Consider the following 26,793-nt stretch of genomic DNA (forward strand, 5'->3'; position numbering starts at 1 on the left):
TTCGTTTCTCACGATCAACGAGCAGAGTCGCTATTGTGTTAGTCGCAATGGTGTTAGTGGCAATGGTGTTAGTCGCAATGGTATTAGTGGTGCTATTCGCCGTGGTATGCGTGTCAGTGGTTTATGCTAAGCAAACATATTGGTCACTTTACGATAAACGAGAGTAGCACCCCTAAAGATTTCTGTTTGATGCCGATATAGAAGTTAACTCTGATTGTTAGCGGGCATCCGTGCATGAAAAAAATATTAATGGTTGTCCTTTTGCTCGTCGGCATTGCTCTCGCGGGTGGAGGATACTATGTGTTCTACTATAAACCTGCTGAAGAGGAGGCTGACCGCCTTGCTAAACTGGCATCACAACCTCTTCCTGAAGTAACCAATCAACAGCCGTCGCTTCCTGTCCCTGAACCCATCATTGAACAGACGGATTACTATGTCAGTCCTGAAAAGCTTGGTGTGCGTGAAACTCCGACGGCAGATGGATTTATTGAATCTGAATTATATCGTGGCGATAAAGTTCACGTTTTGGAAAAGAAGCAAGGTTGGGCGCGTATTTCACCTTACTATGTTTACAATGAAGGGGAACCAGAGGTCGCGGAATGGATCCCTATGGATGCGTTACTTGAAGTGCCACCGACCATTACTCAAGAAGAGCGGGTGAAAACCATCAGTAGCTATGTTGAAGGTTCTGATGATTTTAAACAGCACTTTGACGTTTTTATCCAAACCACCGATGATTTGATTAAGGAAGGGATCTGCCTACCGCCTGATTTTGAAGAGCTAAAAGGTTGGGTGCGTTCCGTCAAATATCAAAATGATGTCTATTTTGTCTATTGTGGCGGGTTAAAGCAGGCCAACAAAATTTACTTAAATGTTCAAACAGGGAAGATATTCTATCGCTGATAGTGATGGTTACTTTGTTTAAATTATTGAATGTATAGGGGTTTACAATGTAAATCCCTTTTTTGTTTTTATCCGCTAAATGGGTATAATGCCTGTGCATTTCCAGCCAGTATGGCTTTCTCACATTTTGCCACGATTAAGGTAGTTAGAATCATGAAGTACGATTGGATTCTGTTTGACGCCGACGAAACTCTCTTTCATTTTGATGCGTTTAAAGGCATGCAGTTGATGTTTGAACGCATGGGTGTTGAATATACGCAAGATGATTTCGCTCAATACCAACAAATCAATAAACCGCTCTGGGTGGATTACCAAAACGGTACGATCACCGCAGACGACATTAAGCACATTCGCTTTAAAGGTTATGCAGAGCAGTTTAATACCACCACATCAGCACTTAATAGTGCCTTCCTTGATGCGATGGCGGATATTTGTAGCATGCTGCCACAAGCGCGTGAGTTACTTGAAGCGTTAGCAGGAAAAGCGAAGCTAGGCATTATTACCAATGGTTTTACTGAGTTACAACAAGTCCGTTTGGCTAAGATGGGCTTAAGTGACACGTTTGAACAAGTGGTGATTTCCGAGCAAGTGGGCGTTGCTAAACCGGATGCGGGAATTTTTGATTATACGATGGAAAAAATCGGCCAGCCTTGTAAGAGCAAGGTGCTGATGGTGGGCGATAATTTGCATTCTGATGTTTTGGGTGGTGTTAACTATGGTATTGATACCTGTTGGCTTAACCGTAGTGAAGAAGCACATGACCCTATGATTGTACCGAGCTACACCGTGTCTTGTTTGAGCCAGTTGCAAGCGATTTTGCTACCAGGGGCGCAGTAACACGCGATGTATTAGGCGCTTTCAAGCCTGATTGAACAGCAGAGTTAACAGACGATAAAAATGGACGCCAAGAGCGTCTATTTTTTTGTCCATACAAATCTTATCGTATCGGAGCAGGGTTATATTGTCGCTAAAATTGACCTTTAGTAACAAAATGTGAGATTTAATGACGCAATTTTTGTCTTCAAGCTCTATTACTACCCCTTAATTTGCCTGCCTACCCCTTTAGGGTAGTTTAAAGCTGTAATTGATTTACATCATGTATTAATTTTTCTTCATAATTAACAATTCAGTTAGACAAAATAATGACTGGAATTGATTATGAGCAAGCTCAAGCTAGTGATCGTCGGTAATGGCATGGTTGGTCATCGCTATATCGAAGATTTGGTTGAGAAAACGGATGTCTCACAAATGGAGATCACCGTTTTCTGTGAAGAACCTCGTGTCGCTTACGACCGCGTTCACCTTTCTTCTTACTTTTCTCACCATACCGCACAAGAACTCTCGCTGGTTAAAGAAGGGTTTTATGAAAAGCACGGCATCCAAATTTTACTGGGTGAGCGCGCGATTAACATCAACCGCCAAAACCGCATCGTTTACTCTTCAACAGGGCGTGAGATTCAATACGATAAATTGATCTTAGCAACTGGCTCATATCCATTTGTTCCACCGATCAAAGGCAACGAAAGTAAAGATTGCTTTGTTTACCGCACTATCGAAGATCTTAAGCAAATTGAAGCGATTGCGAAAAACAGCAAAAGCGGTGTCGTGATTGGCGGTGGCTTGCTTGGTCTTGAAGCGGCAGGTGCTGTGAAAGCGTTGGGGATGGAAACGCATGTGGTTGAGTTTGCGCCAAAACTAATGGCTGAGCAGCTTGATCAAGCTGGTGGTGATCAGTTACGTCAAAAGATCGAACGCATGGGCGTTAACGTTCATACCAGTAAAAATACGCTAGAGATCGCACCGGAAGGTATCGGCTCACGTAACGTGATGCGTTTTGCTGATGGAACAGAGTTGGAAACCGACTTTATCGTGTTCTCTGCAGGTATTCGTCCACAAGACAAGCTTGCTCGTCAAATGGCATTAGAGATTGCGCCACGCGGCGGTGTTGCGATTAACGATTTCTGTCAAACGTCTGATGAAAATATCTACGCTATTGGTGAATGTGCTTCTTGGAATGGCACCTTCTACGGTCTAGTCGCTCCTGGCTACAAAATGGCGACGGTGGCCGTTGACCATCTACTTGGCAACAGCAGCAAATTTGAAGGCGCAGACATGTCTGCCAAGCTCAAGCTGTTGGGTGTGAAAGTAGGTTCAATCGGTGATGCCAATGGTCGCACGCCGGGCTGTAAGAGCTACGTTTACCAGAATGAAGAACAAGAAGTCTACAAGCGTCTGATTGTCTCTGCGGACAACAAAAAGCTGCTTGGTGCCGTCATGGTTGGTGATACTGCTGATTATGGCGACTTACTGCAGTTGATGCTCAACGAAATTGATTTGCCTGAGCACCCTGATGCTTTGATCCTACCAGCGCATGCTGGCGCGGAAAAACCAACACTTGGTGCTGATTCATTGCCTGAATCTGCAGTGATCTGTTCGTGTTTTGATGTGACTAAAGGCAAGATTGCCCAAGCGGTTGCCGCCGGTCACCACACTATCGGCGACATCAAGGCCGTAACTGGTGCAGGTACTGGCTGTGGCGGTTGTATTCCACTGGTTACTTCTGTGCTCAATGCAGAATTGGCAAAATCAGGCATCGAAGTGAAAAACGATGTGTGTGAGCACTTTGCCTATTCTCGCCAAGAGCTATTCCACCTTATCCGAATTGAAGAGATCAAAACCTTCGATGAACTGCTAGAAAAATATGGCAAAGGTTACGGTTGTGAAGTTTGTAAACCACTGGCTGGTTCAATTCTAGCGTCATGCTGGGGTGAGCACATTCTTAAGCCGCAATTGGTGAAACTGCACGACACCAATGACAACTTCCTTGGCAACATCCAAAAAGATGGCACGTACTCCGTAATCCCACGTATGGCTGGCGGTGAAGTGACTCCTCAAGCACTGGGGGCTTTGGCTAAAGTGGCTGAAGAGTACAAGCTCTACACCAAAGTAACAGGTGCACAACGTATTGGCCTATTTGGTGCGCAAAAAGATGACCTTCCCGAGATTTGGCGCAAATTGATTGAGGCCGGCTTTGAAACGGGTCAAGCGTACGCTAAAGCACTACGCATGGCGAAAACGTGTGTTGGTTCAACATGGTGTCGCTACGGGGTGCAAGACTCTGTTGGCCTTGGCTCATACATCGAAAATCGCTACAAGGGTATTCGAACTCCCCACAAGATGAAGTTTGGTGTTTCGGGTTGTACTCGTGAGTGTGCGGAAGCACAAGGCAAAGATCTCGGCATCATCGCGACTGACGCAGGTTGGAACATGTATGTATGCGGTAACGGTGGTATGAAGCCACGTCATGCAGACTTGTTGGCTAGCGATCTTGACCAAGAAACACTGATCCAATACATCGACCGTTTCATGATGTTCTACATTCGCACCGCTGCGCCACTACAGCGCACTTCGGTATGGATGGAAAACATGGAAGGTGGTGTGGATTACCTACGTGATGTGATCGTCAACGACAAATTGGGCATCAACACCCAGCTAGAAGCCGACGTTGCTAAATTGGTGGGTGAGTTTGAGTGTGAGTGGACGGCGACGATTAAAGATGAAGCGCAATTGACTCGTTTTACGCACTTTATTAACTCTGATAAGCGCGATGACAATGTTGTTTTTGTTCAAGAGCGTGAACAGCATCGCCCTGCGACATTTACCGAAAAACACCCAGAAGCGAAAGGCGACATTCTGCACGTCACGCTAACTGAAACCATTACTGAAGCATAAGGATTAGTCGATTATGTCATTTGAAAAAGTATGCCAAATCAACGATATCGTACCGGGAACTGGGGTGTGTGCATTGGTGAATGGTGAACAAGTCGCGGTGTTTCGTCCATCGCAGGAGCCACAGGTCTTCGCCATCAGCAATACCGACCCATTTTACCAATCAAACGTATTGTCGCGTGGCTTGATTTGCGAGCACAAAGGCGAACTTTGGGTAGCAAGTCCATTGAAAAAGCAACGCTTCAATCTTGCCAGCGGTGTGTGTATGGAAGATGCGGGCTTTAGCGTTAAATCTTACTCCGCACGCGTTAAAAACGGTGTGGTAGAAATCGCAGCTTAATCAAAGAGATTCAATAGCTTAAAGGTTTCCTAACCAATGTGCCTATCGTGGGATAGGGAGCCTTTCACTATTTGATTTCAACTTTTAATTTAACTTTTTGGAGAGACATGATGTCTTATTTAAAACCTGCAGAATTTATCCAGACAATGATTGATACTGGTGAAGCAAAAGTTCGCACCTCTACGCGCGATCTTATTCTACGTGGCATGATGGCGGGTATTATTTTGTCTTTAGCGGTGGTTGTGGCGATTACCACCATTACACAAACCGGCATTGGTATTGTTGGTGCGCTCGTCTTCCCGGTAGGCTTTTGTATTCTAAGTCTAATGGGTTATGACCTGGTTACCGGTGTATTTGGTCTTGCGCCATTGGCAAAGTTTGAAAATCGTCCGGGTGTGACTTGGAATCGCGTTTTCCGCTGTTGGGGTCTAGTGGGGCTAGGTAACTTGATCGGCTCACTGCTGGTGGCAGGTTTGATTGCTCTATCACTGACGATGAACTTCAGCGTTGAACCAAATGCCGTTGGCCAAAAATTCATTGCGATCGCCACAGCACGTACGGTTGGTTTTGAAAACTTAGGGGCTGATGGTTGGATTACCTGTTTTGTTCGCGGCATTCTATGTAACCTAATGGTATGTTTAGGCGTGATTGGTAATATGACTGCGCGTAGTGTTGCCGGCAAAATTGCGGCAATGTGGCTACCAATCTTCATCTTCTTCGCATTGGTATTTGAGCACGCGGTGGTTAACATGTTCCTCTTCCCACTAGGCATGATGCTAGGCGCTGATTTTGGTATTGCAACATGGTTGAACTACAACTTGATCCCAACCATTCTAGGTAACATTGTCGGTGGTTTGGTTATGACGTGTATCCCGCTTTACCTAACGCATAAGAAAACCGCACCTGCATTGGATGCCGATGTTGAAATCGAAGCTCAACCAGCATTGAATACAAAATAGTATTGATAGAAGTGGTAGGGTGAAAACCCTATCACTTTTTGAAAGTATTGTTTGGCTATAAAAAGGGCGCATTTAGCCGTAGCGTTTTTACGCTGAGTGTCCCTTGTTATATCCAAATTTGAATTGATAGGCATTGCTATGCAAATGACTCCTCCAGCAGCGGCTCGTCGCACCTCGTTTAATCCACATACTCCAAGTCGAGGTTTTGTTTCTCTCGTTGGCGCAGGTCCGGGTGATCCGGATTTATTGACAGTAAAAGGCTTTCGAGTCATTCAGCAAGCAGATGTTGTGGTGTATGACCGTCTTGTCTCTGCGGACATTTTGGCGCTTGCTAGTGATAAGGCCGAGATGATTTATGTGGGGAAAAAGTTGGATTATCACTGCGTACCTCAAGCGCAAATCAACCAAATATTGGTCGATAAAGCATTAGAAGGTAAACGCGTGGTACGCCTTAAAGGTGGGGACTCGTTCATTTTTGGCCGTGGCGGGGAAGAACTCGAAACCTTAGTTGAGCAAAACATTCGCTTTGAGGTGGTTCCGGGCATTACAGCGGCGGCTGGTGCAACGGCATACGCTGGTATTCCACTGACTCATCGCGATCACGCTCAAGCAGTACAGTTCATTACTGGCCATGTACAAAAAGATGGCCAGGAGATTGATTGGAGCAGTGTTGCGCAATCAAATTCGACCTTGGTGTTCTACATGGGCCTAAAACAGAGCGGTTATATTGCCGACAAGCTCATCACCCATGGGTTAGATGAGCAAATGCCTTGTGCCATCATTGAAAATGGTACCCGTCGTGAGCAGCGCGTCTTTCGCTGTCCACTTAACCAGTTGGCGCAAATAGCACAGCAAGCACAAAGCCCAGCCTTGATTGTCGTAGGCAGTGTCACCTCGTTACATGAAAAATTGAATTGGTTTGAGTGATAAACTAAGCAAAGTTCAACAACAGCTTTGACTGGGATCACGAGATAGAGCAAATAGACTGGCTGAAACTAGATATTGTTTTGTATGTTTTATAGACAGTTGGTAAAGCTCTCTGATGCATAACAGTCATTAAGCGGATGTTTCTTTATTGCTTAACGCACGAATAGACGCAGCGACAGCGCTGCGCTTATCCCTATGCATGGGTGAGAACATGTATTAAGGGATATGATGAACAATCGCTATTTTCAAACCACAAAGCCTCTTAATGAACAGCTCGAGCAACTTATGCAGCGAATGCATACTCGTGTCCCTGCCATTGCTCGGGTTTCTTATGCAAAATATTGCCAAGAGAGCGATACCCTGGTCACCTATGCAGACAGTGAGTTTGATCTCTGGAGCGAACTGCATCATGAACAACGCCTGCGCAAGCTCAATCATTTAAAAGAGACTGCCCACACCGCCATTCCACGCATTATCGATGATCTTCGCCAGATCACGCACTGCGAACGAGTCAACCTATTGACTAAAAAAGGTTACCGCTCTTCTGCTGCCATTCCCTGTTATCATCAACGTAAATTAAGCGGTTTTATCTTTCTCAATGCTTATGAAACGGGCGCGTTTGATAAAAAGTCATTGGCCTATCTAGAGCCTTATTTAGAAATGGTTCAGTTTACAGTTGAATCACAATGCCAAGTGGTTGAGGCGATAGTCAAATTGGCGGAACGAGTAAAAACCGGTGCACAGCTGTACGGGCGAGATGAGTATTATCATGGGCGACGGATGCGTTTATACACACATATTGTCGCCGAGGAGCTAGCAGAGCGTCACCAGTTGGATGATGAACAAGTGGATGCGATTTCACTGTTTGCTCAGTTCCACGACATTGGTAAGACTCAAGTGGCAGAATCGACGCCATGCAACAGCGATCCGTTGAGTTCTTCAGTCACGCTTATGGCGCAAAATTATATCGATCAGGGCGTCAAAATAATGGAAGAGATTGTCGCCTCTGTCGGTGAGCCAAATCATCCAAGTATTCAGTTGCTTAATCAAATTATGCGGTTTCAATCGGAGCGATTGGATGGCAGTGGCTATCCTTATGGTTTTCATGGCGATGAAATTCCACTTTCTGCTCGCATGGTGGCAGTGGCGAGCTGTTTTGATAGCATGACAACAGATAAGCATGATCGACAAGCGTTGTCGGTACCTTCGGCATTGTTAGAGCTAGAAAAGCAGGTGCAGAGAGGTAAACTAGATGGTGAATGCGTCAATGCACTGCGTCATCGACAAGAATATCTCAAACAAGTGATCCGTAAATTCCCAGAGCCACTTCGCTGGGGGGATATGCTCTAACAAAGCTCTTTAATGACTTGCGAACCACATTTCAAATTCCGCGGCCGTTATCTATTGAGGGTTTATCGTGCCGTGCGTACTAATTGAGTAAATGGTTGCTGATCAATCGATAGTGCTCCCTTGTTAACAAAGAGCACTTTATTGATATGAGCACTGCGTGAACGACGATTCGCTTGATGGATCACGGTATAGATATATCGGTATTGAGCTGAGGACTGTGTTCGAGCGTATTCAAATAGACTCGCAAAAATGCCTTGGCCTCTGAACTGACGACTCACGCACACCGGCCCCCAAAATAAGCTATTAGTCTCAGTAAGATTCCCTCCTACGACTTTAATATTGTGGATATTTTTGGCAATATTTTTCATCGACGAAGAGAAGTACCAAAATTGCCAACAAGCGCACACTGCCATGGCAATAATCTTGTTGTCGAATTCAGCAACGTATACCGCTTGTTGATGATTAATGGCATTAAGCAGTTGTTTCTCGTTCAATACCGTATTAAGAAAGCCGTCTCCTAAGTGTTGTTGACTGATATTGCTCACGTGAGATTCGTTTTGTAGTCGTACCAACGCAGAAACATCTTGGGGAGTTGCGTAGCGAAAGTTCATTAATAATGGTTACCTGATACAAATTTCATATATGGTACGACATGTTATATAAATAGTTAACCCTATTGCGCGAAATTTCAGTAAAACCGTATCATCAGGCACTTTGTTTCTTGGGTAATGCTTAAGGCTAGCCTTACTCACCCGTCACTTAACTGCTACTATGGCGCGATAGAAGGCGAAGAGGTAAATACGATGGAAAAAGTGGCGATTTTTGTAGATGTACAAAATATTTATTACACCACCAAGCAGTACTATCAAAGTAATTTTGATTACAACAAGTTTTGGGCGCAGGCCACTCAAAATCGTCAGGTCGTACTCGCGAATGCTTATGCGATTGCATCACAAGACGCGAAGCAGCGTCAATTTCATCATATTTTACGTGGTATCGGTTTTAACGTGCAGTTGAAACCCTTTATTCAACGCAGTGATGGTAGTGCGAAAGGAGACTGGGATGTCGGTATTGCGCTGGATGTTTACGAGGCGGCTGCCAATGTTGATCGTGTGATATTACTATCCGGGGATGGTGACTTTGAAGTGCTCATCAAGCGCGTTCAACAGCGTTTTGCTGTCAAAGTAGAAGTCTGCTCAGTGCGTGCCTTAACAGCACAATGCCTGATTGATGCGAGTGATGTCTATACACCAATTAGCAGCGAATTATTGTTAGAACGACGTTGAGTGACACTGAGTGTCACTCAACTCGATAATCTGCATAGCGCAATTAAGCAGCAGCTGTTGGGCTAGCCTCAACGTCTGCGCTTGTCTCGATAGCTTCAACATCGTCAGCAGCTTCGACAACCACTGCTAACACTTCACTTGCCGCTTCTTCGGCTTCCATCTTGGCACGATCAGCTTTAGAAATGTAGCGTGGCTTGTTGCTAGTATGCAGCTTCGCGTTTTGCTTTTTCATTCTGTTTTTATAAATTTGGTTAATTTTTTTCTTGCGGTTCATTAAGATGACCTTTGCTACCCAGCAATCAGCTCGGTTTTCTCATTAAATTCGGTTTGTCACGGGGCGCGCATCATAGCAAGAAGTTCACACTTTTGCATCGGGATTTGTGTTCCACGGCCATGATCGGCAAAAAACGCTCATATCATTTTATCTTATCGATATAACTATCAATTATAATGCAGGCAGCACAAAATATGGAAACTTTGCTTCGCGAATCAAATTAACGTGAGTGAAATCATTTAGTTTGTCTAAAAAGCAGGAATTGAGCCGATATTGCGCCGCAATATTACGATTTAAGCATTCAGCGATCATTTCAAAAAAACTGACCAACTCGTGCAATTTATTTTAATTCTTATAGGTCATCTATTACGTACATTTAGTGTGTCGAGCAGCAGAGCAGGGGCTCGAATTTTGGTAAGTAAAGGAGTCTATTATGATTAAAACAATAAGTTTAGCGAGCGTACTACTATTCAGTTCAGCGGCGATGGCAGGGTTAAGCGGACCATATGCCACCGTACTTTCAAATAGCACCATGGTCGGAGATGCTTACGCATCGAAAGATACAGCTCTACAAGTCGGCCGCAATATGATTGTTGACGTTAACAGCATGTCACCAATTGAATTAAGTCGTAATGTTCGTTGGGACACCAATGATCAAGTGGATATTAATTCATTTGAACTACTGAACTCTCAAGTGGCTTTACAGGAAATCGTAACTAGCCAAGGGGCGATCGCTTATCAGCCAGTGATTAGCGTAAGTTACGAATATCGTGCTCGCGACCGTGACTAATTAGTCTCGCTCATCTCGACGTTTTCGCTAGCACGAAACGGAGAATAGCCAGTCAGAGAGTGACGAGTTCGCTAATTCCACGCGACTAATTCTGCGAATAAACTATGTTTATGTCGATGTTTACGCCGATGTCGATAACCATTTATTCCGTTGATAAAAAAAGCCCCAAACTTTCGTTTGGGGCTTTTTATGAGCGGGATCGAGCTAAGTTGCTCGATTAATTTATTGCGCGTACTTATGCGTCAGCTTCAACTAACTCAGACTCTTCGCGACGAGCGCTTTCTAGCATCTTACGAATAACGAAAGAAGAGAAGAACGCGATAGCGACCATCACAACCGCTAGAACGGTAAGCATTTGGAAGTAGTCACCGTAAACATTTTGTACGATTTCTTGAGTAATTTTTTGGCCTTTCTCTAGCGCAATTGAGGTTGAGAACACCGCGCCGATAATACCGCTTAATGCCATCGCAACAGAGAAGAGCGATACAGAGAAGTTCTCGATGTGCTTCGGTGCAACAGACAAGATGAATGCTACAACCAAGCTACCCACAATTACTTCAGCAAATGCTTGGAAGAAGTGGATCAGCAAGAAAGTTTCAGGGCGAATAATCGCATCTTCACCAACATGCATGACAGCGAGCGTTAGGATGCCAAATGCAATCGCAGTCAAAATGAACGAAAAACCAATTTTCGTCGCGGTTGAGAAGGTGATGCCACGCTTTTCAAGCTTTGAAAAGCTGTAAGAGATCACAGGGCCTGCCAAAATACACCATAGTGGGTTCATCGCCATTGACGCTTCAGGTGCAATAGGAATAAAGCCAAATAGGTCACCACGCATAGTGTTGATGGTTACCATGGTCATTGATGTCATCATTTGACCGTAGTAAACAAAGAAACACGTGGTAAGTACCGTCATGATCAAGATAGTCCCCATCTTTAATGCATCAGACTTACCTGATTTAAACATCAAAGAGATGAAGTATAAGATTGCCGCTCCGCCGATGGCATAAACAATGTTCTGACCGATATCCATGTTTGAGAACATGAAGAAAACAAGGCCAACCATCGCCGCAGACAATACAAAGAACGCGATCCAGTTTGGTAGGCTAACCGGTTTTTGATCGATCTCTGCACCAACACTGACTAATGGTTTTTGGAACACAACAAGCGTGACAAGTGCAAACGTTGCCATCACGGCTGATAGCGTGAAGCTGCCGTGGAAACCTATCACTAAGACAAACATTGGGAATAGGTACTGGCCAAGCAGAGCGCCGACGTTGTTAACAGAATAGTTAACCGGGTAACCATTCTCAAAGTCTTCTTGCGAGGCAAAAGTACGTTTATACAAGCTCGGGTACGAAGGTGACATTAAGCCACGAGCGTAACTCGCCAGCGCGATACCAACTAAGCTCATTGGCACGTTTGTGGTCGATGCGCCGAAAATAAGCAGTAAGTAACCGACAGAAAACGTTGCGTAAGAGATCGTAAGAGAGCGATATGAGCCGAGGAATTTGTCAGCAATGAAACCGCCCGCGATTGCGAACAGTGGACCGATTGAAGAGAAAGCGCCTACAACCATCATGGTATCTGCTTCGCTATAACCTAGATCTTCTAGGAAAAAGCGCGTCAAAATCACCATGACACCGTAGAAAGACAAGCCAAACATCATTTGGCAGAACATCATCGACTTATTGAGCCTATTCCACATAGTTTTCTCTTGTGTGTAGAAATTAAGGCCGGAGATTATGCCAGAAATCGTCATTGATGCACGGAAAAACCCCCACTCAAAGGTAGTGTTTTGTTCTGAATTTGCAAGAAAACGTTTGCGTTAAGTTGGTTTTGATTAAAAAAGTAGCAGGTTGTTGCATAAGCATCTGATTCATTTAGCGGCGGATCATGCTACTCACATGGAGGGGCGAGGTGAATCAGTGCCAATCCACCTAGTGAAGTTTCGCGATACTTTTTGTTCATATCTTTGCCCGTTTGGTACATGGTCTCAATCACTTTATCAAGAGAGATAACGCATTTGCTGGTGCGTTTTAGTGCCATGCGCGAGGCATTAATCGCTTTCATCGCCCCCATTGCGTTGCGCTCTATGCAAGGGACTTGCACTAAGCCGCCAATCGGATCGCAGGTCATCCCAAGCGAATGCTCCATCGCAATCTCTGCAGCAATACAAATTTGTTCGTTACTCCCGCCACGGAGAGAAGTGATGCCCGCTGCTGCCATTGAGGAAGAGACGCCAATTTCACCTTGGCAACCGACTTCTGCTCCAGAGATAGATGCGTTGGTTTTATATAAAATACCTATAGCACCTGCAACGGCGAGAAAATCTTTTAGCTGTTTAGTATCAAGAGGGCGGATAAATTGATGGTAATACATCAAGACCGCGGGGATCACGCCCGCTGCGCCATTGGTAGGAGAGGTGACAACCTGTCCGCCGGCAGCATTCTCTTCACTAATGGCAAAGGCAAAAAGGTTTATCCAGTCCATCACCGCCATTGGGTCGTTTTCAAATTCTTGATTAGCGAGTAATTTTTTATGTAGGTTGGGTGCACGACGCGTTACGTTTAAGCCGCCTTCTAGGGTGCCTTCGGTATCAAAGCCGCGCTGCATGCACAATGACATCACCTTCCAAATCTGATCCGCTTTTTGGTCGATGTCGTCCATTGCTTGAAAACATACTTCATTCTGCAACACCATCCCCGATAGGCTTAGCCCAAGTTTATCGGCTTTGAGTAGCATTTCATCAGCGTTATGGAATGGGAAAGGCACCGTGATGTCAGATTCTTGAACACCATGAAGCAATTCTTGTTCTGTGGCAATAAAGCCACCACCAATCGAGTAATAGGTTTGATTGAGCAGCGATGCACCTGCCGCATCGAAGGCAGTGATGCTCATACCATTTTCGTGCAATGGCAGATTGCTAGTATGAAAAATCATATCGCTACGATAATAAAAAGCGATCACCGCCTGATTAGCCAACGGTAGGGTAAGCTGATTTTGTTCGATGCACTGTTTTAGCGCTCTCTTGGCACTGGTCACTTTGAGTGTATCGGGTCTATTGCCCATCAGGCCAAGCAACACGGCTCGGTCGGTATGATGGCCTTTACCCGTCAGTGATAATGAGCCAAACAGATCAATCTGAATACGTTCAATTTGCCCATTAGCTTGAGAATGTAAGCCGGTTTTCAGCCGTTGAATAAAGTCATAACCGGCTAACATGGGGCCATTGGTATGAGAGCTGGAAGGGCCAACGCCGATTTTAAAAATATCAAAGATAGACAACATAACCACCATCCTTTGTAATAGGCAAAACGACAGGCACACTACCAACTATAGTAACAAAACAAGGATCTTGAGCTGTGAGTGAGAAAGGAATCATCCCCGCACCATTAGGTAATGTAAAACGGGTGGTGTTAGTGCTAGGGAAAAGATTGTGCGATAACCAGTTAACCGCCGAAGGACATTCGCGTGTCGCAGCATTAGCCGCTTATTTGACGCCAATGCCAGTCGAGCAAACAGCGTTGATTTTTTGTGGTGGCCAATTGCGTGGGCAAAAGAGATCTGAAGCACACGCGATGGCGGATCACTTTCAGCATCTATTCGCCCCGTTGGCTGACTCGTATACTTCGCTTGGCCACTTAATACTTGAGGGGCAATCTGAAAACACCATTGAGAACATGGAAAACGCAGCGAGTAAGCTTATAGCGAGCGGATTGTGTGAAAGGAAATGCGACAACGCCGGCCAACCCAGTGACTGTGTTGAAATTTGTTTAGTGTCGAATGAATATCACCTTCAACGCATTATTGAGATTCAAAAAATGATGCCAGAGCAGGGGTTATTGACCACGCTCACACAGCGCTGTGAGCAAGCTGATTTGCATGTAACCATCTCATTGGATATAACTCAACATTGCGCTGTTCCTTATCCTCATCAGAGTGAGCAGGCACAGGCTTTTTTGCTGGTTGATGAATTGACCACTTACCGCGTTTATATGGAAGGAGTGCTCAAGCAAGCTTTTACCGCTCCGATCGAGCTGGTGAGTATTCAGCCATATCAAGTGGCTAAGCGCGCCATCGCGCAACTGCTTACTCTGGAATGTACTCAAGCTCATCAAGGCGTTTTGACGAGAATGGCTGCACTGATCGAGCAAACACAGAGTTACTCTGTCGGGCAGTTAAACGCCAGTAATAAGGCCAATCTACTTCAGCCATTGCACGCAGAGTTTCACTCTTTACTCACTCAACTCAACCGTCGATTTGATCCAGAGAGCGACGCATCGACTCCGAATCAATCCACATCGCGCGGTTGAGTTTGATATTGTTCGGTTATTGGTTAGCGTTTGAGTCGGGCTGACGATGATTTTGTTTGTAATATTCCCACTGTTCGACTCTCTCACCATTGTTTAATACACAAAAAGTGGTGCGCTGGCCTTCGAGAGTCAACATTTCTAGTTCACCGCCACTTTCTACGCAATAGACCGAAGCTGGATTACTGGCAGCTTGATACTCAGTGGGTTTGTAGGGATTATCTTCTGATGCGCAACCAGCGAGACCAAGGGCCGTAGACAGCCCTATGATGGTAAACAGTGTAGGTGTTCTGATCATGACGTATCTCCACTTTTTCTTTTAAATAAATGCGCGGTGCATTTTGTTAAAGGGTAGTAGAGATATAGGATAGTCGAGAAATCAGAGCGATGCTTACAACGGCATGACTCGGTTGCGGCCAAGCTGCTTGGCTTCATAAAGCAATTTGTCAGTACGTTCGATAAGGTCTTCAGCAAACTCACCTTCTTGACGCTCAGTGACACCAAACGAAGCGGTAATATTACCGACTTGCTTGCCACTGCGACGATCTTTGATCGAGAGCTTTTCCACGGCACGGCGCAAGCTTTCGCCAAACTGACGTGCGACGCGAAGGTTACGGTTAGGGACGACTAACGCAAACTCTTCGCCACCAAAGCGATAAGCGGTAATGCCATCACGGCAACTGCTTTGTAAGCGTCGCGCAAGCCCGCGAATGACCGAATCACCAAACAAGTGACCGTAGTTATCGTTATAATTCTTAAAGTGATCGATATCGACCAAAATCAAACAAAAGTTCTGTTCACTGCGGCATAAGGTGTGAATATCGTTGTCGAACGAACGACGGTTGTAGAGGCCGGACAGACTGTCGAATAGAGCGTCTCGTTGAACTTCCGCTAATTGCGACTTTAGGCGACTAATTTCATGGCCTGCTGTCGACAGTTGGTTTGAGAGGAAGCTGGTGGAGTGACGAATATCTCGAGATTCAGAAACTAACTGGCGAATGACGGCCATCACCTCATCGATTGACATACTCTCATCTTCAACACGTTCCAAATTGCGAAAGCTCTTATCGATCATTTCCGAAAATTGAGAGGTGTCACTGAGGGTATCGTTCATCGAATTAGCGACTTCGTTGACCAATATTTCGATATTGGCTCGTAAGTCACTCAATTTAGTTTCATTACGTGTCGCAACGTGACGGTGGTAGAGCTGTTCACCGGCTGCGGGAGGGCATATACCAAAGCTCTCAATGACCGTTTCTAGCTCATGGTTGAGCTTTGGAATGGCATTGTCGACGTACGTATACCATAGTGCGTAATTGGACGGCGTTGCGGCAACGTGATTCTTCATCATGAGTGGGACGGCCTTTTTTAAATTGGCAGTCGACTTTTTGAATTCGTCTTCAGTCATCTCTTTGGGTAATTCTTCTTAAAACTCTTGCACTTATACTACTAAAATGTGAGTGAATGTGGATCATTTTACTCACGGTTTAGTTACCAATTAGCAAATATGGTTCGAAAGTTTATATTTATATATAAACAGAAGGTAAACAATTGTAACGCATAGGTATAGTTGCTTATCGTCTGTTAGCGAAAAACTGTGATAGGTTGCGCTCAATTTGTTTTGCGATGTCTACTGATTAGTCAGTAACAGAGTGTTGATGGCTGGGTTGATTGAGCTGAGCAGCACCGCGCAGCATCGCTTTAATCAGGTCGCCAGCGTTAAACTTCTCTAGTGCTTCATGCGCACCAACCTGCTGTGCTCTATTCACACAGATCTCGCTCGAGAGTGAGGTGTGCAAGATGATATAGGCGTGACGAAGTTCGGGATCACTTTGCGTTTCAAATGCCAGTTCATAACCATCCAATCCCGGCATTTCAATATCACTCACCAATAGGTCAATGGCTTGACCTTTACTCACCGATTCTCGCATCGCATTGAGCGCTTCCACGCCGTTGATGCAGATCTGATAGGGGATGTTAATACTGTCGAGTGCATCAGAAAGCTGCTTACGAGCGATACTTGAATCATCGACCAACAGAATATTGAGTGCTTTTAGTCTCTCACGCTCAACATCGGTCAAAATAGGAATGCGAGCAGATTCAGATGGCGGGTATATTTTCGACAGCAGCAGTTCAACATCCAACATTTGGACGATTTTATCCTCGAAGCGCGTGATGCCGGTAACAAACACATTATTACCCGCACTGCGTGGTGAGGGTTCGATGTTACGCCAGTCACAGTCGATGATTTTCTCAATGCTGCGTACCATGAAAGCCACGACCGTGCGCAAGCAATCGGTAACGATCAGATAACAAGAAGCGTATTCTTCAGGCTGAATTGGTCGAAAACCAATCGCAGCAGGCATATCAATCACCGGTACATTGAGATCACGGATAGTCACCGTTCCAATAACATGATGATGTGAGTAGGGGATTTGTGTCATCTGAGCATAAGGTACAATTTCACGTACCTTCAATGTACCAATAGCAAATATCTGCTTACTTGCTGTTAGGGTAAACATAAGCATGCCTTGTGACTGATTTGCTTTGCTTTTTTTGGCCATTGGTGATTCTCAAACATTATAATCAATATGGGTCATGGTAACCCAAAAGGCACTGGGTGCAATGAACAAGATCAGAGATTGACAGAATAAGATGCTGCGAATGTGACAATGGTACAAAGGTATGATGAAGATCTCATAATTTTTGGTACAATCATAAAATATTGAGATTGATAAACGAAAGAGACACAAGCATGGCTAATACAGCAGCGGCTCTACACATTTTGGTTAAGCACAAAGAACAAGCTGAAGATATCATCAAGCAGCTAAAGAAAGGCGCAAAATTTCAAGCGCTTGCAAAAAAATACTCAAGCTGCCCATCAGGTAAAAATGGTGGCGACCTTGGTGAGTTTCGTAAAGGCCAAATGGTCCCGCAGTTTGATAAAGTTTGTTTCAGTGGCGAAACTTTGGTACCACATTTAGTCAAGACCAAATTCGGTTGGCACGTAGTGAAGGTGCTTTACCGTACCTAGTGTTTACTGCGAGTACGAGACATACTAAAAAGCCCCTTTCGAGGGGCTTTTTAGTATCCAAAATCTGTCTTGTTCTACTTATTGCTTATGCATTGGCGGTATAAAGACATGCTTCGCCTTCTGGGCGAGTTTTAAAGCGGCGATGTAGCCACATGTATTGGCTTGGAGCGGCAAGAATTGAGTTTTCAACGGCTTTATTGATAAATGCCGCAGCTTCGGTTTCATCTTCACTCGGGAAGCCTTCTAACGGTGTATGAATGGTTAGAATATAGTGGTCATTCTCATCGCGAACCATGGTGAACGGTACGATGGCACAATCAGAAGCATTCACGAGTAGGCTGGTACCTGTCGTGGTGCAGGCATTCTCAACGGCAAACAGCGGTGCGAAGGTTGAACGACGGCGACCATAATCATGATCCGGTGCATACCAAACTCGTTCTGCAGTTTTCAGCGCGTGAATCATTCCTTTAACGTCTTTACGGTCAATCAAAGTTCGGTTTGAACGAGAACGGCCATGATATTGAAAATGATCAAAGCATGGGTTGTTGTTCGGGCGATAAACCCCCATGCCAGACATATGAATGCCAAAAGCACGTGCGCCAAGCTCTAAGTTCATTGAATGAACGGCCAGCATCAAAGCCCCTTTACCTTGCTTTTCAAGTTCAACCAGCTTATCTAGGCCGACAATAGTCACGTGTTTATTGACACGTTTATCGGGCCAAAACCATGCCATTGCGGTTTCAAATAGCGCAATACCGGTGTTTTCGACGTTCTGTTCGATCAAGCGCGCTTTTTCTTCTTCACTCATGTTTGGGAAACATAAATCAAGATTGCGGCGAATGGTATGGGTGCGTTTTTTCATGCGCTTTAGCGCAAAACGTCCTATCCCTTTACCTAGACTCAGTTGTAGCTTAAACGGCAACGTACTAAGCAGGAACATAAACGCGACCAATAGAAGCGTACCCCAGTAGCGAGGGTGGAGAAATTTTAGCTGGAACGATCGTGTCGTGTTTTGCATTAACTGTTCGTCATATTTTAAAGGTGGCGCAGTCTATATCGAAGGCGGTGATTACACAAACGAAAAATGCCGCTTGTGGAAGCGATCCGTTAGCCTTGATATCTCTGTGATAAAATTAAGGTTGTTCGGCGTAAAATGCGGCGATGTCTTTTAGATCTTGCTCGTTCAAGTTACGCAGTTGCGCTCCCATCATTTGCGCCATGCCACCGGTGCGTTTACCTTGCTGATAATCCAACATCGATTGAAAAAGATACGCGGCATTTTGCCCATTGAGATTAGGGTAACTTGGGTTGATAGCCTTACCTGTTTGCCCATGGCAGAACACACAGCTTGGCGATTTTACTTTTCCGAGTTTGGCATCACCGAAAGACTCGGCAAACGTGAAAGGAGAAAACACTAAAGGCAAAAGAGAAAGCCAAACGAATTTGTTAATCATGTGATGATATCGCTGTAGTTACTTGAAATATAGAAGCGCTTCCTAGTCTCAGGACATACTTGAGGGAGGCACACTGACGCATTAGTAAAATAATGCGTCAGATTGACAGCGCCGATATTACATTAGAGTCGCGATGGGCTCTAGTTATGAAATTAGATCGAAGCCGAGACTTTCAATAATAGTGTTTCAATATCTTGTGCAGAAATGTCTTTATGGGTGACAAAGCGCAACGGATTGCTTGGTGAGATAGTAATACCTTCTTGAGCGAGCTTTTCTGCCAGTGCTTTTACGTCAACGCTATCATCGAGTTTGGCAAAAACGATATTAGTGTGAATGAACTCAGGGTTGACGGAGAAGCCGTCGATCTCGCTTAACCCTTCAGCTAAGCGCTTCGCATTGGCGTGATCTTGCTTTAATTGTGGTACTTGCTCGGTTAATGCCAGTTTCCCTGCGGCGGCTAAAATGCCTGCTTGGCGCATACCACCACCCACCATTTTTCTCAAACGACGTGCTTTGGCAATAAACTCATGGCTACCTAGCAGTAGTGAGCCAATTGGCGCGGCTAATCCTTTTGAAAGACAGATTGTCATGGAATCAAAGTATTGCGCGATCTCTTTGACATCTACATCTAACGCAACCGCAGCGTTATAAACACGTGCACCGTCAAGATGCAGGGCTAGCTGATGTTTATCGACAAATTCTCTTGCTTGCGCAAGGTAAGCTAAAGGAAGCACTTTGCCATTAATGGTGTTTTCAAGGCTTAATAGACGAGTACGTGCAAAATGGCTGTCATCGGGCTTGATTGCCGCCTCGAGCTTGGCAAAGTCGAGCGTACCATCAGGATTGTTTTCGATTGGCTGTGGCTGAATAGAACCGAGCACGGCAGCCCCACCAGCTTCATAGCGGTAGTTATGCGCTTGCTGACCACATAAGTATTCATCACCACGGCCACAGTGCGCCATTAAACCGAGTAAATTCGCTTGTGTACCAGAGGTGGTAAACAGGGCTGCTTCAAAGCCGTGGCGCTCAGCTGCCCAGTGCTCTAATTCATTGACGGTTGGGTCATCACCATAAACGTCGTCACCGACGAGAGCATTGGCCATCGCTTGACGCATTGCTTGCGTCGGTTTAGTTACGGTATCTGAACGAAAATCCATGAATGTTCCTTTATTGATTGCGGCTAAAAAGTGTTTAGATATAACCACACAGCTTAGCTTTGGATAGGCAGGCTATGCTTTTAGCATCGGTGATTTCACCATTAATGATCATTTGCTCTACTTGAACAAGCGGTAAATGGATAACTTCAATCACCTCATCGTCATCGCACTGATAACGAGCAGTTTTGCTGAGTTGTTTGGCGACAAAAAGATACTGGATTTCATCACAAAAGCCGGCAAGTGGTGTCACTTGGCCCAACGGCTGAATGGTAGCAGCGCTATAGCCGGTTTCTTCTTCTAATTCGCGACAAGCACATTGTTCAATGGGCTCGTCGTTTTCGAGTGTGCCTGCCGGTAGTTCAAGTAACCACTTTTTAAGCGACGGTCGATATTGGTTAATCATCACGATGTCGCCGTTGTCGGCAATCGGCAGGATTACCGCTGCGCCAGGATGAGCGATAGTGGTATGAACGATTTGTTGACCATTGGGTAATTCAACCTGTTCTTCAACCAGTGAAATACGTTTCCATGTATGGATCACATTTTGGTAACTTGCTTGCGTCATGGTATTGGTCGATTCTTAAGAGACTGATGCTACCTTAGCGATTTATTCTGTGGAATAAAAGCGTCTAAATTCTAATAGGTTGAGAATCAATCGAATGAAAAAGTGATGCTCATCTCAATTATGCAAACAATGATTGCATTCCGTTCCCGCAAAAGTGGTTCTGTTATAAATATTTGCTCTATTCTTTAAATGTATGTGTAACATTTTGATAACAAGTGTTTACATTTAAGGAAGCTAATACCGCAGGGTCAAGGAGCAAAATGTTGATAAACACTTCACGAGTGAATCACTCCAATAAAGCACTACTTTCTGAACGTATCAATAAGCTAGCCAAAGCGCTATCGGATGGCGTTTATGAGCGTGAAGATACAATTAAGATGTGTTTATTGGCGGCACTTGCCGGTGAAAGCGTGTTTTTATTAGGCCCTCCGGGTATCGCTAAGAGTTTGATTGCCAAGCGCTTAATTCAAGCTTTTGATAACTCGTCCTATTTTGAATACTTGATGACGCGTTTTTCAACACCCGAAGAGGTATTTGGCCCACTCAGTATTCAAGAGCTAAAAGATCACGGTCGTTACCATCGTTTAACACAGGGGTATCTGCCAACTGCACAAGTCGTGTTTCTTGATGAAATTTGGAAAGCAGGGCCGGCAATCTTGAATACCTTATTAACGGTGGTGAATGAAAAAACCTTCAAAAACGGCAGTGATGTAGAGCGTGTTCCGATGCGTTTGTTGGTCTCTGCTTCTAACGAATTACCTGACCAAGACAGTGGATTAGAAGCGCTTTATGATCGCATGTTGGTGCGCATCTTTGTCAATCGAATCCAAAACAAACAAAACTTCAAATCAATGCTAACAGTAGGGACTGCGCAAGAGGCACAAATTCCACCGGGTTTGGCGATTACCGATTTGGAATATCATCAGTGGCAGCAAGAGCTTGATCAACTGACGCTGGGCGATGATGTGTTTGAAAAGCTCTATCAGTTAAAATCATTGCTTGAGCAAAAGGCGGCGGATGTGGGGGTTGAGTTCGCCCAATCAGACATGTACGTCTCTGATCGCCGATGGAAAAAAGCGGTCAAGTTACTAAAAGCCAGCGCTTACTTTAATGGCCGTGAAACCATTAATCCGCTTGATCTACTGCTATTACAAGACTGTTTGTGGAACAGCCCAGAATCACTTGAAATTGTGCAACAGGTCATGAACGACTTTGCACTTAATCATGCTTTTGACCAGCAAGAGGTAGAGCAGCAACTGAACGTGTGTCGTGAAGAACTTGCTGATGTTCAAGAAGAGTTGGAAGCGGAGTTCTCAATGTTGGTATCGCTGGAATCGACCACGGGTTTGATTAAGAAGCAAATTCATCACTACGATGTGAGTGATGCTAAAGCCTATCAAGTTGGTCATGCCAAAGATCTGGTTAAATTGGTGCTACTACAAAGCAATATGTCAGTGTCGGAATCCGAAAAAGGTGATAGCCGCTGGATCTATGTACCTAAGCATGAGCTAGAGCGTGTAGTCAAAGAGGGGAGTGGAAATGTTTACGGTTACGTAAACCAGAATACTAACCTTTGCTTGCTACGTTTTGATTTAGACGCGGCTAACAACTTGATCGTCAAAGATATCGCTAACCGCGCGGTACTGGTCGGTTTGGTGACGAAAAAGGGGCTTGATGCGGCGACCTATCAAGAGTGGCTAGCCAAGTCTGAGCAAGCAGTTGCGCAACTAGAACATGCAGAACATCATTTGCGTAAAGTTAAGTCGAATTTTCATGGTGCGCTTCCTCATGGCTTCATTCATCCAGAATTGCCGATTGCGATGGAAGCGGGCTTACAAAGCTTGCAGCAACAGCTTGAATCGACCAAAGCCGAGTGTGAACGCACGGTATTTCGATTTAAAAATCTTGATCAGTTCTTTGCATAGGTGACGGCATGTTAGGCGCAGACGGACTTAACCTTGCATTGATGATTGCCGATTCAGGCATTATCGATTCGGCAGTGAACGATTTGATGGCTCGCTCACAAGTGATGGCGATGGCGGAGAATCGCGGTATTAAATCATCCGTAAAGAATCATTTGGTTAAGTGGCGTGGCAGCGTTAAAAAGCGCATTACCAAAGTATGCGAAACGGAACGGTTTCAGCAAGAGCTGGCGCTGTATCAAGAAGTGATCCATTGGGATGAAGCCCGGTTCTTCCAACAGATACCAGAAGTGGTGAAGCAGCTTGAATGGCATAGCGCGTTTTATTTACAAGCTCGTCGACTGTTGGAGAAAAACAAAGGGTTATCTAACCCAATGTTCCCTCATTATTTTTGCGATCAATGGTATCAAAGTTTGTATGATGCGATTCGCCAAGCGCAGTTAACAGAGTTAGAAGTCAACAAAGAGAAGGTGTTGAAAGATCTTTACCAGCGCATGGAAACCATGAAAAACATGGATAAAGTGACGCAGGAAGGTGATGAAAGTAGTGTTGGACGCCTATGGGATATGGCATCAGCTAAGCTGAGTAAAAATGATCTCACCGTCATGAAGCGTCACGCCGAGTTTTTACAAAAACACCAAGGCTTACAAGAAATTGCCGAGCAGCTTGGACGTATGGCCAGTGAGGTCAATGATCCTAGTTTACAACGCACACCAAAAGAAGAACTTCAAGTGGTGGAAGAGCTCAGCGATGAAGCGACCGATGATATTGTTGGTGTGCATGAAAGTGACGATCTTAATAAATTACTGCCTAACGAAACCCTATTTCTCGCTTATCCAGAATTGGAAGTGATCTTCTACAAGCACTTAGTGGATAAGCGACTGATGAATTATAAAACTCAGGGTAAATCACGCACCTTGCGTAAAATACGTGCCCACACGCCTGATCATAGTAAAGCGGATATCGATAAAGGCCCGTTTGTGGTCTGTATCGATTCTTCAGGTTCAATGAGTGGTTTTCCTGAGCAATGCGCTAAAGCAATGGCTTACGCGCTGATGCAAATCGCATTGGCCGAAGATCGGGAATGCTATGTCATGCTGTTCTCAACGCAAGTGATCACTTACGAGTTAACCAAGCAAGATGGCTTGCGTGAAGCGAGCGACTTTTTAAGTTATAGCTTTCATGGTGGTACGGATCTAGAGCCGGTAATTGAGAAAACAGTCTCGTTAATGCAGGGGGATAAGTATCGCAATGCCGATATGGTGGTGATTTCTGATTTTATTGCGCCTGTTCCGGTGGCGGAAATGCAGCAACAAGTGTTGGATTTAAAAGCCTGCTCTAATCGCTTCCATGCGATTAACTTGTCTAAATACGGCAACCCCGAGTTATTACAGATGTTTGACCATAGCTGGGCATATCACCCCAATTTAGTTGGACGTTTGATGCGTAAGTGGTAACCCTGCTAAACACTTGCAATAAAGGGTTTAAGCTTATTCCCTTTGCGGCCTTCATTCATAGGCAAGCTTGAACGAAAATAGCGCAGATGGAGATAGGCAGCGACTAGATTGCTGCTTTACGATGTTTACGTTGCATCACGATCTGCGGCAGTAACGACATCATGATCATGCCAATCATTAAGCTATATTGAAACGGGCTAAATTTCTCCCCCATCAGCAGTAAGCCAAACACGATGCCTGCAATCGGATTGGCGATGCCGCCAAAGGTAAATTCCACCACCGTCATACGCTGTAAAAGCCATACATATAAACCATAGCCAAATGCCGTGTTGAGAATGACCACCCAAAGTAGCCCTGCCAAATTGTGTGCATTAAACTGGCCGATCGCAGCGAGGTAAGGCAAAGGTTCAAACACACCATGTATCGTGGCGACTAAACTGAGCAAACTGCCGCCCAGAATAAGCTGCCAAGTGAGCACCTGCCACCAATGCATACTGGTACCAAGTGATTTGGTTATATCACTACCAATCACGATACAAATGATGGCTGCGAGCATTGCCAGCAGCCCAATCGGGTTGAGCGTAATTTCGCTTGGGTCAAAGAGCAACCATGCCAATAAGATCAATAGGGCGCCACATATCGCTTGAATAGCCGCAGGAACACGCCCGCGAAACAACCAATGATAGAGCATGGCAAATACAGGGACTGACATCATGCCAACACCAGAAATCGCCGATGGTAGCGTCAGTGCCATCACAAAGATCAAGCAGAAAAAGATAGCGATGTTGATAGTGCCAAGCAGGGCAAGTTGACGCCACTGTTTACCATGTGGCCACATGGGTTTAATGGCTAACAATAGCAAACCAGCAGGTAGAGCTCTTAATGCTCCGAGTAGAATCGGTGGCCAGTTAGGCAGTGCATACTGGGTTACCGCGTAGGTCGAACCCCAGAAAAATGCGGGGATCATCGCAAGGAGTATATTCATAGTGCCGTTTTTGACAGTAACCTATTGCTGGTTACTTATCTTTACATAAAGATATTAATCGTAGAATGTACGGTGATACTCGAACGATGTAAAGTGTCTTTACGTAAAGATAAAAACCAACTTAATAGCAGTGAGTCATGAAACAGGATCCGGTAGAAAGATCCATTACACAATGGGCGGTACAAAAACCGCACTTAGATACCGAGCCAATGGCGATCATTGGCCGAATGTTGCGCTTAAGTAAGCATTTAGAAACGCGTATTGCGAAATTGCACAAACAACATGATCTTAAAATGGGCGAGTTTGATGTGTTAGCCTCACTACTGCGCAGCGGAGAGCCTTATGCGTTGACTCCAAACGAGTTGTTAAGTGCCTTAATGCTCACCTCTGGGGCGATGACGAATCGACTTGATAGACTCGCCGATAAAGAATTGGTTTCACGTGCGAGCAATCCGTTGGATCGACGTAGTGTGAGTGTGCAACTCACCGATAAAGGGTTAGAGTTAATCGAGCATCTAATAGAGCAACACGTTACTTTGCAGCAGGAGTTGATGGCGGGTATTGCAGTCAACGAACGAGAGCCGCTAAATCAACAGCTCAAACAGTGGTTGATGACGTTCGATACGTAACAATCATGATGTTTCTATGGATTTGTCGATATCGTGACGAAAGATGTCTCACCGAAAACTGATTTGAAAGGGAAGTACAATGACAAATACAGAGTTGGCGAAATTTCTTGATTCATTCCAATGTGCAGAAGCCGATTACCCATTTGGTCCGGATGCCTTGGTGTATAAAGTGAAAGGTAAAATGTTTGCTATTCTAGCAAGACGAGAAGGGCGAGAGTACGTCACTCTAAAAGTAAAGCCAGAAGATGGAGAAGTGCTCACTTCCCAGTTTAATGATATTACCCCAGGCTATCACACCAACAAACGCCATTGGATTACGGTGTATTATCCCGGTGATGTAGAGGATGGCATGGTCGAAGATTTGTGCGAACGTTCGTATGCGCTGGTGGTTAAAGGGCTTAAAAAGCTTGAACGTGTTGCGTTGGGTTTTGATTAGTCATCGGGATTAGGTCATATTGGCGTTATAAAATTTGTCCAATTTGATCGAATAGTCACCCAATCGCTTTTATATTCGGCAAACGAACAAAGAATTAATATTTTTGTTTGACTCTGATCCCGTAATCCGTAAAGTATGCAGCGAACGCAGCGGTGGGTAACTCAAGCGTTTCATTAAGGCGCCTTGGCAGAGTGGCTATGCAGCGGATTGCAAATCCGTGGACCTCGGTTCGACTCCGGGAGGCGCCTCCATTTTCTCTTAAAGAAAATGCTGTGATACAAAA

Annotated in this window: 28 protein-coding genes and 1 tRNA gene; 17 read left to right on the forward strand and 12 right to left on the reverse strand. The window is 44.9% G+C overall.

The window, feature by feature from the left end; translation table 11 throughout:
* Positions 1-35: 35 nt before the first annotated feature.
* The 8 genes from RH88_RS24010 (at position 36) to RH88_RS06950 (ending at position 8,208) form a co-directional block, all read left to right on the forward strand.
* Positions 36-167, forward strand: a complete 132-nt coding sequence (locus RH88_RS24010) for a hypothetical protein (protein WP_277422380.1) — start codon at positions 36-38, stop codon at positions 165-167.
* A 67-nt stretch (positions 168-234) separates the two neighbouring features.
* Positions 235-903 carry an SH3 domain-containing protein gene (locus tag RH88_RS06920; RefSeq protein WP_406853172.1) on the forward strand — a complete coding sequence of 223 codons (669 nt, stop codon included), beginning with the start codon at positions 235-237 and terminating at the stop codon, positions 901-903.
* 153 nt (positions 904-1,056) lie between these two features.
* A complete protein-coding gene (gene yjjG, locus RH88_RS06925; RefSeq protein ID WP_005594482.1) occupies positions 1,057-1,740 on the forward strand; it encodes a pyrimidine 5'-nucleotidase in 684 nt (227 codons plus the stop codon).
* Positions 1,741-2,061: 321 nt separating this feature from the next.
* On the forward strand, positions 2,062-4,635 hold the full coding sequence (gene nirB, locus RH88_RS06930; RefSeq protein WP_005594483.1) for a nitrite reductase large subunit NirB: 2,574 nt from the start codon (positions 2,062-2,064) through the stop codon (positions 4,633-4,635).
* A gap of 13 nt (positions 4,636-4,648) precedes the next feature.
* Positions 4,649-4,972 carry a nitrite reductase small subunit NirD gene (gene nirD, locus RH88_RS06935; RefSeq protein WP_005594484.1) on the forward strand — a complete coding sequence of 108 codons (324 nt, stop codon included), beginning with the start codon at positions 4,649-4,651 and terminating at the stop codon, positions 4,970-4,972.
* Positions 4,973-5,082: 110 nt separating this feature from the next.
* A complete protein-coding gene (locus tag RH88_RS06940; protein ID WP_005594486.1) occupies positions 5,083-5,931 on the forward strand; it encodes a formate/nitrite transporter family protein in 849 nt (282 codons plus the stop codon).
* Positions 5,932-6,075: 144 nt separating this feature from the next.
* Positions 6,076-6,858, forward strand: coding sequence for a uroporphyrinogen-III C-methyltransferase (gene cobA / locus RH88_RS06945; protein ID WP_174269636.1), 783 nt, complete (start codon positions 6,076-6,078; stop codon positions 6,856-6,858).
* A gap of 225 nt (positions 6,859-7,083) precedes the next feature.
* Positions 7,084-8,208, forward strand: coding sequence for an HD-GYP domain-containing protein (locus tag RH88_RS06950; protein ID WP_040757871.1), 1,125 nt, complete (start codon positions 7,084-7,086; stop codon positions 8,206-8,208).
* A 62-nt stretch (positions 8,209-8,270) separates the two neighbouring features.
* Here RH88_RS06950 and RH88_RS06955 read toward each other — a convergent pair whose 3' ends face one another.
* Positions 8,271-8,819: a GNAT family N-acetyltransferase gene (locus RH88_RS06955; protein WP_005594491.1), complete on the reverse strand. Its 549-nt coding sequence runs from the start codon at positions 8,817-8,819 to the stop codon at positions 8,271-8,273.
* Positions 8,820-9,011: 192 nt separating this feature from the next.
* Between RH88_RS06955 and RH88_RS06960 the strand changes: the two genes are divergently transcribed.
* Positions 9,012-9,494, forward strand: a complete 483-nt coding sequence (locus RH88_RS06960) for a LabA-like NYN domain-containing protein (RefSeq protein WP_005594492.1) — start codon at positions 9,012-9,014, stop codon at positions 9,492-9,494.
* A gap of 43 nt (positions 9,495-9,537) precedes the next feature.
* Here RH88_RS06960 and RH88_RS06965 read toward each other — a convergent pair whose 3' ends face one another.
* The gene (locus RH88_RS06965; protein WP_005594493.1) at positions 9,538-9,768 is read right to left on the reverse strand and encodes a DUF2986 domain-containing protein; all 231 of its coding nucleotides are present in this window, start codon (positions 9,766-9,768) and stop codon (positions 9,538-9,540) included.
* Positions 9,769-10,201: 433 nt separating this feature from the next.
* Between RH88_RS06965 and RH88_RS06970 the strand changes: the two genes are divergently transcribed.
* On the forward strand, positions 10,202-10,558 hold the full coding sequence (locus tag RH88_RS06970; RefSeq protein ID WP_005594494.1) for a DUF3316 domain-containing protein: 357 nt from the start codon (positions 10,202-10,204) through the stop codon (positions 10,556-10,558).
* A 235-nt stretch (positions 10,559-10,793) separates the two neighbouring features.
* Here RH88_RS06970 and RH88_RS06975 read toward each other — a convergent pair whose 3' ends face one another.
* Positions 10,794-12,266, reverse strand: a complete 1,473-nt coding sequence (locus RH88_RS06975) for a peptide MFS transporter (RefSeq protein ID WP_005594495.1) — start codon at positions 12,264-12,266, stop codon at positions 10,794-10,796.
* A 191-nt stretch (positions 12,267-12,457) separates the two neighbouring features.
* Positions 12,458-13,849: an L-serine ammonia-lyase gene (locus RH88_RS06980; protein WP_005594496.1), complete on the reverse strand. Its 1,392-nt coding sequence runs from the start codon at positions 13,847-13,849 to the stop codon at positions 12,458-12,460.
* A gap of 74 nt (positions 13,850-13,923) precedes the next feature.
* On the opposite strand from RH88_RS06980, the gene RH88_RS06985 reads away from it, so the two are divergent.
* Positions 13,924-14,874: a YdcF family protein gene (locus tag RH88_RS06985; protein ID WP_005594497.1), complete on the forward strand. Its 951-nt coding sequence runs from the start codon at positions 13,924-13,926 to the stop codon at positions 14,872-14,874.
* A gap of 16 nt (positions 14,875-14,890) precedes the next feature.
* On the opposite strand, the gene RH88_RS06990 is transcribed toward RH88_RS06985, so the two are convergent.
* The 3 genes from RH88_RS06990 to RH88_RS07000 all read right to left on the reverse strand — a co-directional run bounded on the left by RH88_RS06990 (position 14,891) and on the right by RH88_RS07000 (position 17,435).
* Complete coding sequence (locus RH88_RS06990) at positions 14,891-15,169, reverse strand: putative hemolysin (protein WP_005594498.1); 279 nt, start codon at positions 15,167-15,169, stop codon at positions 14,891-14,893.
* 93 nt (positions 15,170-15,262) lie between these two features.
* On the reverse strand, positions 15,263-16,279 hold the full coding sequence (locus tag RH88_RS06995; protein WP_005594500.1) for a GGDEF domain-containing protein: 1,017 nt from the start codon (positions 16,277-16,279) through the stop codon (positions 15,263-15,265).
* 229 nt (positions 16,280-16,508) lie between these two features.
* On the reverse strand, positions 16,509-17,435 hold the full coding sequence (locus RH88_RS07000) for a chemotaxis protein (RefSeq protein WP_005594501.1): 927 nt from the start codon (positions 17,433-17,435) through the stop codon (positions 16,509-16,511).
* Positions 17,436-17,605: 170 nt separating this feature from the next.
* On the opposite strand from RH88_RS07000, the gene RH88_RS07005 reads away from it, so the two are divergent.
* Positions 17,606-17,905 (forward strand): peptidylprolyl isomerase, encoded by a 300-nt coding sequence (locus RH88_RS07005; protein ID WP_263053151.1) that lies wholly within the window; start codon positions 17,606-17,608, stop codon positions 17,903-17,905.
* An 85-nt stretch (positions 17,906-17,990) separates the two neighbouring features.
* Here the strand turns inward: RH88_RS07005 and RH88_RS07010 are convergent, their stop codons facing one another.
* The 4 genes from RH88_RS07010 to RH88_RS07025 all read right to left on the reverse strand — a co-directional run bounded on the left by RH88_RS07010 (position 17,991) and on the right by RH88_RS07025 (position 21,081).
* Complete coding sequence (locus RH88_RS07010) at positions 17,991-18,923, reverse strand: LpxL/LpxP family Kdo(2)-lipid IV(A) lauroyl/palmitoleoyl acyltransferase (RefSeq protein WP_005594504.1); 933 nt, start codon at positions 18,921-18,923, stop codon at positions 17,991-17,993.
* Positions 18,924-19,038: 115 nt separating this feature from the next.
* Positions 19,039-19,359, reverse strand: a complete 321-nt coding sequence (locus RH88_RS07015) for a c-type cytochrome (RefSeq protein WP_005594505.1) — start codon at positions 19,357-19,359, stop codon at positions 19,039-19,041.
* Positions 19,360-19,511: 152 nt separating this feature from the next.
* Entirely contained in the window at positions 19,512-20,516 is a 1,005-nt protein-coding gene (ltaE, locus tag RH88_RS07020; RefSeq protein WP_005594507.1) for a low-specificity L-threonine aldolase, read from the reverse strand.
* Between the two features lie 34 nt (positions 20,517-20,550).
* On the reverse strand, positions 20,551-21,081 hold the full coding sequence (locus RH88_RS07025) for an NUDIX hydrolase (protein ID WP_005594508.1): 531 nt from the start codon (positions 21,079-21,081) through the stop codon (positions 20,551-20,553).
* Positions 21,082-21,341: 260 nt separating this feature from the next.
* Between RH88_RS07025 and RH88_RS07030 the strand changes: the two genes are divergently transcribed.
* Positions 21,342-23,006 carry an ATPase RavA domain-containing protein gene (locus tag RH88_RS07030; RefSeq protein ID WP_086027398.1) on the forward strand — a complete coding sequence of 555 codons (1,665 nt, stop codon included), beginning with the start codon at positions 21,342-21,344 and terminating at the stop codon, positions 23,004-23,006.
* A gap of 8 nt (positions 23,007-23,014) precedes the next feature.
* Positions 23,015-24,460, forward strand: coding sequence for an ATPase RavA stimulator ViaA (viaA, locus tag RH88_RS07035; protein ID WP_005594512.1), 1,446 nt, complete (start codon positions 23,015-23,017; stop codon positions 24,458-24,460).
* 103 nt (positions 24,461-24,563) lie between these two features.
* Here viaA and RH88_RS07040 read toward each other — a convergent pair whose 3' ends face one another.
* Positions 24,564-25,445, reverse strand: a complete 882-nt coding sequence (locus RH88_RS07040; protein ID WP_040757872.1) for a DMT family transporter — start codon at positions 25,443-25,445, stop codon at positions 24,564-24,566.
* A gap of 137 nt (positions 25,446-25,582) precedes the next feature.
* Between RH88_RS07040 and RH88_RS07045 the strand changes: the two genes are divergently transcribed.
* From RH88_RS07045 to RH88_RS07055, 3 genes are all read left to right on the forward strand, one after another.
* Positions 25,583-26,074, forward strand: coding sequence for a MarR family winged helix-turn-helix transcriptional regulator (locus RH88_RS07045; protein ID WP_005594515.1), 492 nt, complete (start codon positions 25,583-25,585; stop codon positions 26,072-26,074).
* A gap of 79 nt (positions 26,075-26,153) precedes the next feature.
* A complete protein-coding gene (locus RH88_RS07050; protein ID WP_005594516.1) occupies positions 26,154-26,510 on the forward strand; it encodes an MmcQ/YjbR family DNA-binding protein in 357 nt (118 codons plus the stop codon).
* 177 nt (positions 26,511-26,687) lie between these two features.
* Positions 26,688-26,761, forward strand: a tRNA-Cys gene (locus RH88_RS07055).
* Positions 26,762-26,793 lie beyond the last annotated feature (32 nt).

The organism is Vibrio scophthalmi LMG 19158 (assembly GCF_000222585.1).
In the GTDB taxonomy this organism is placed as follows: domain Bacteria; phylum Pseudomonadota; class Gammaproteobacteria; order Enterobacterales; family Vibrionaceae; genus Vibrio; species Vibrio scophthalmi.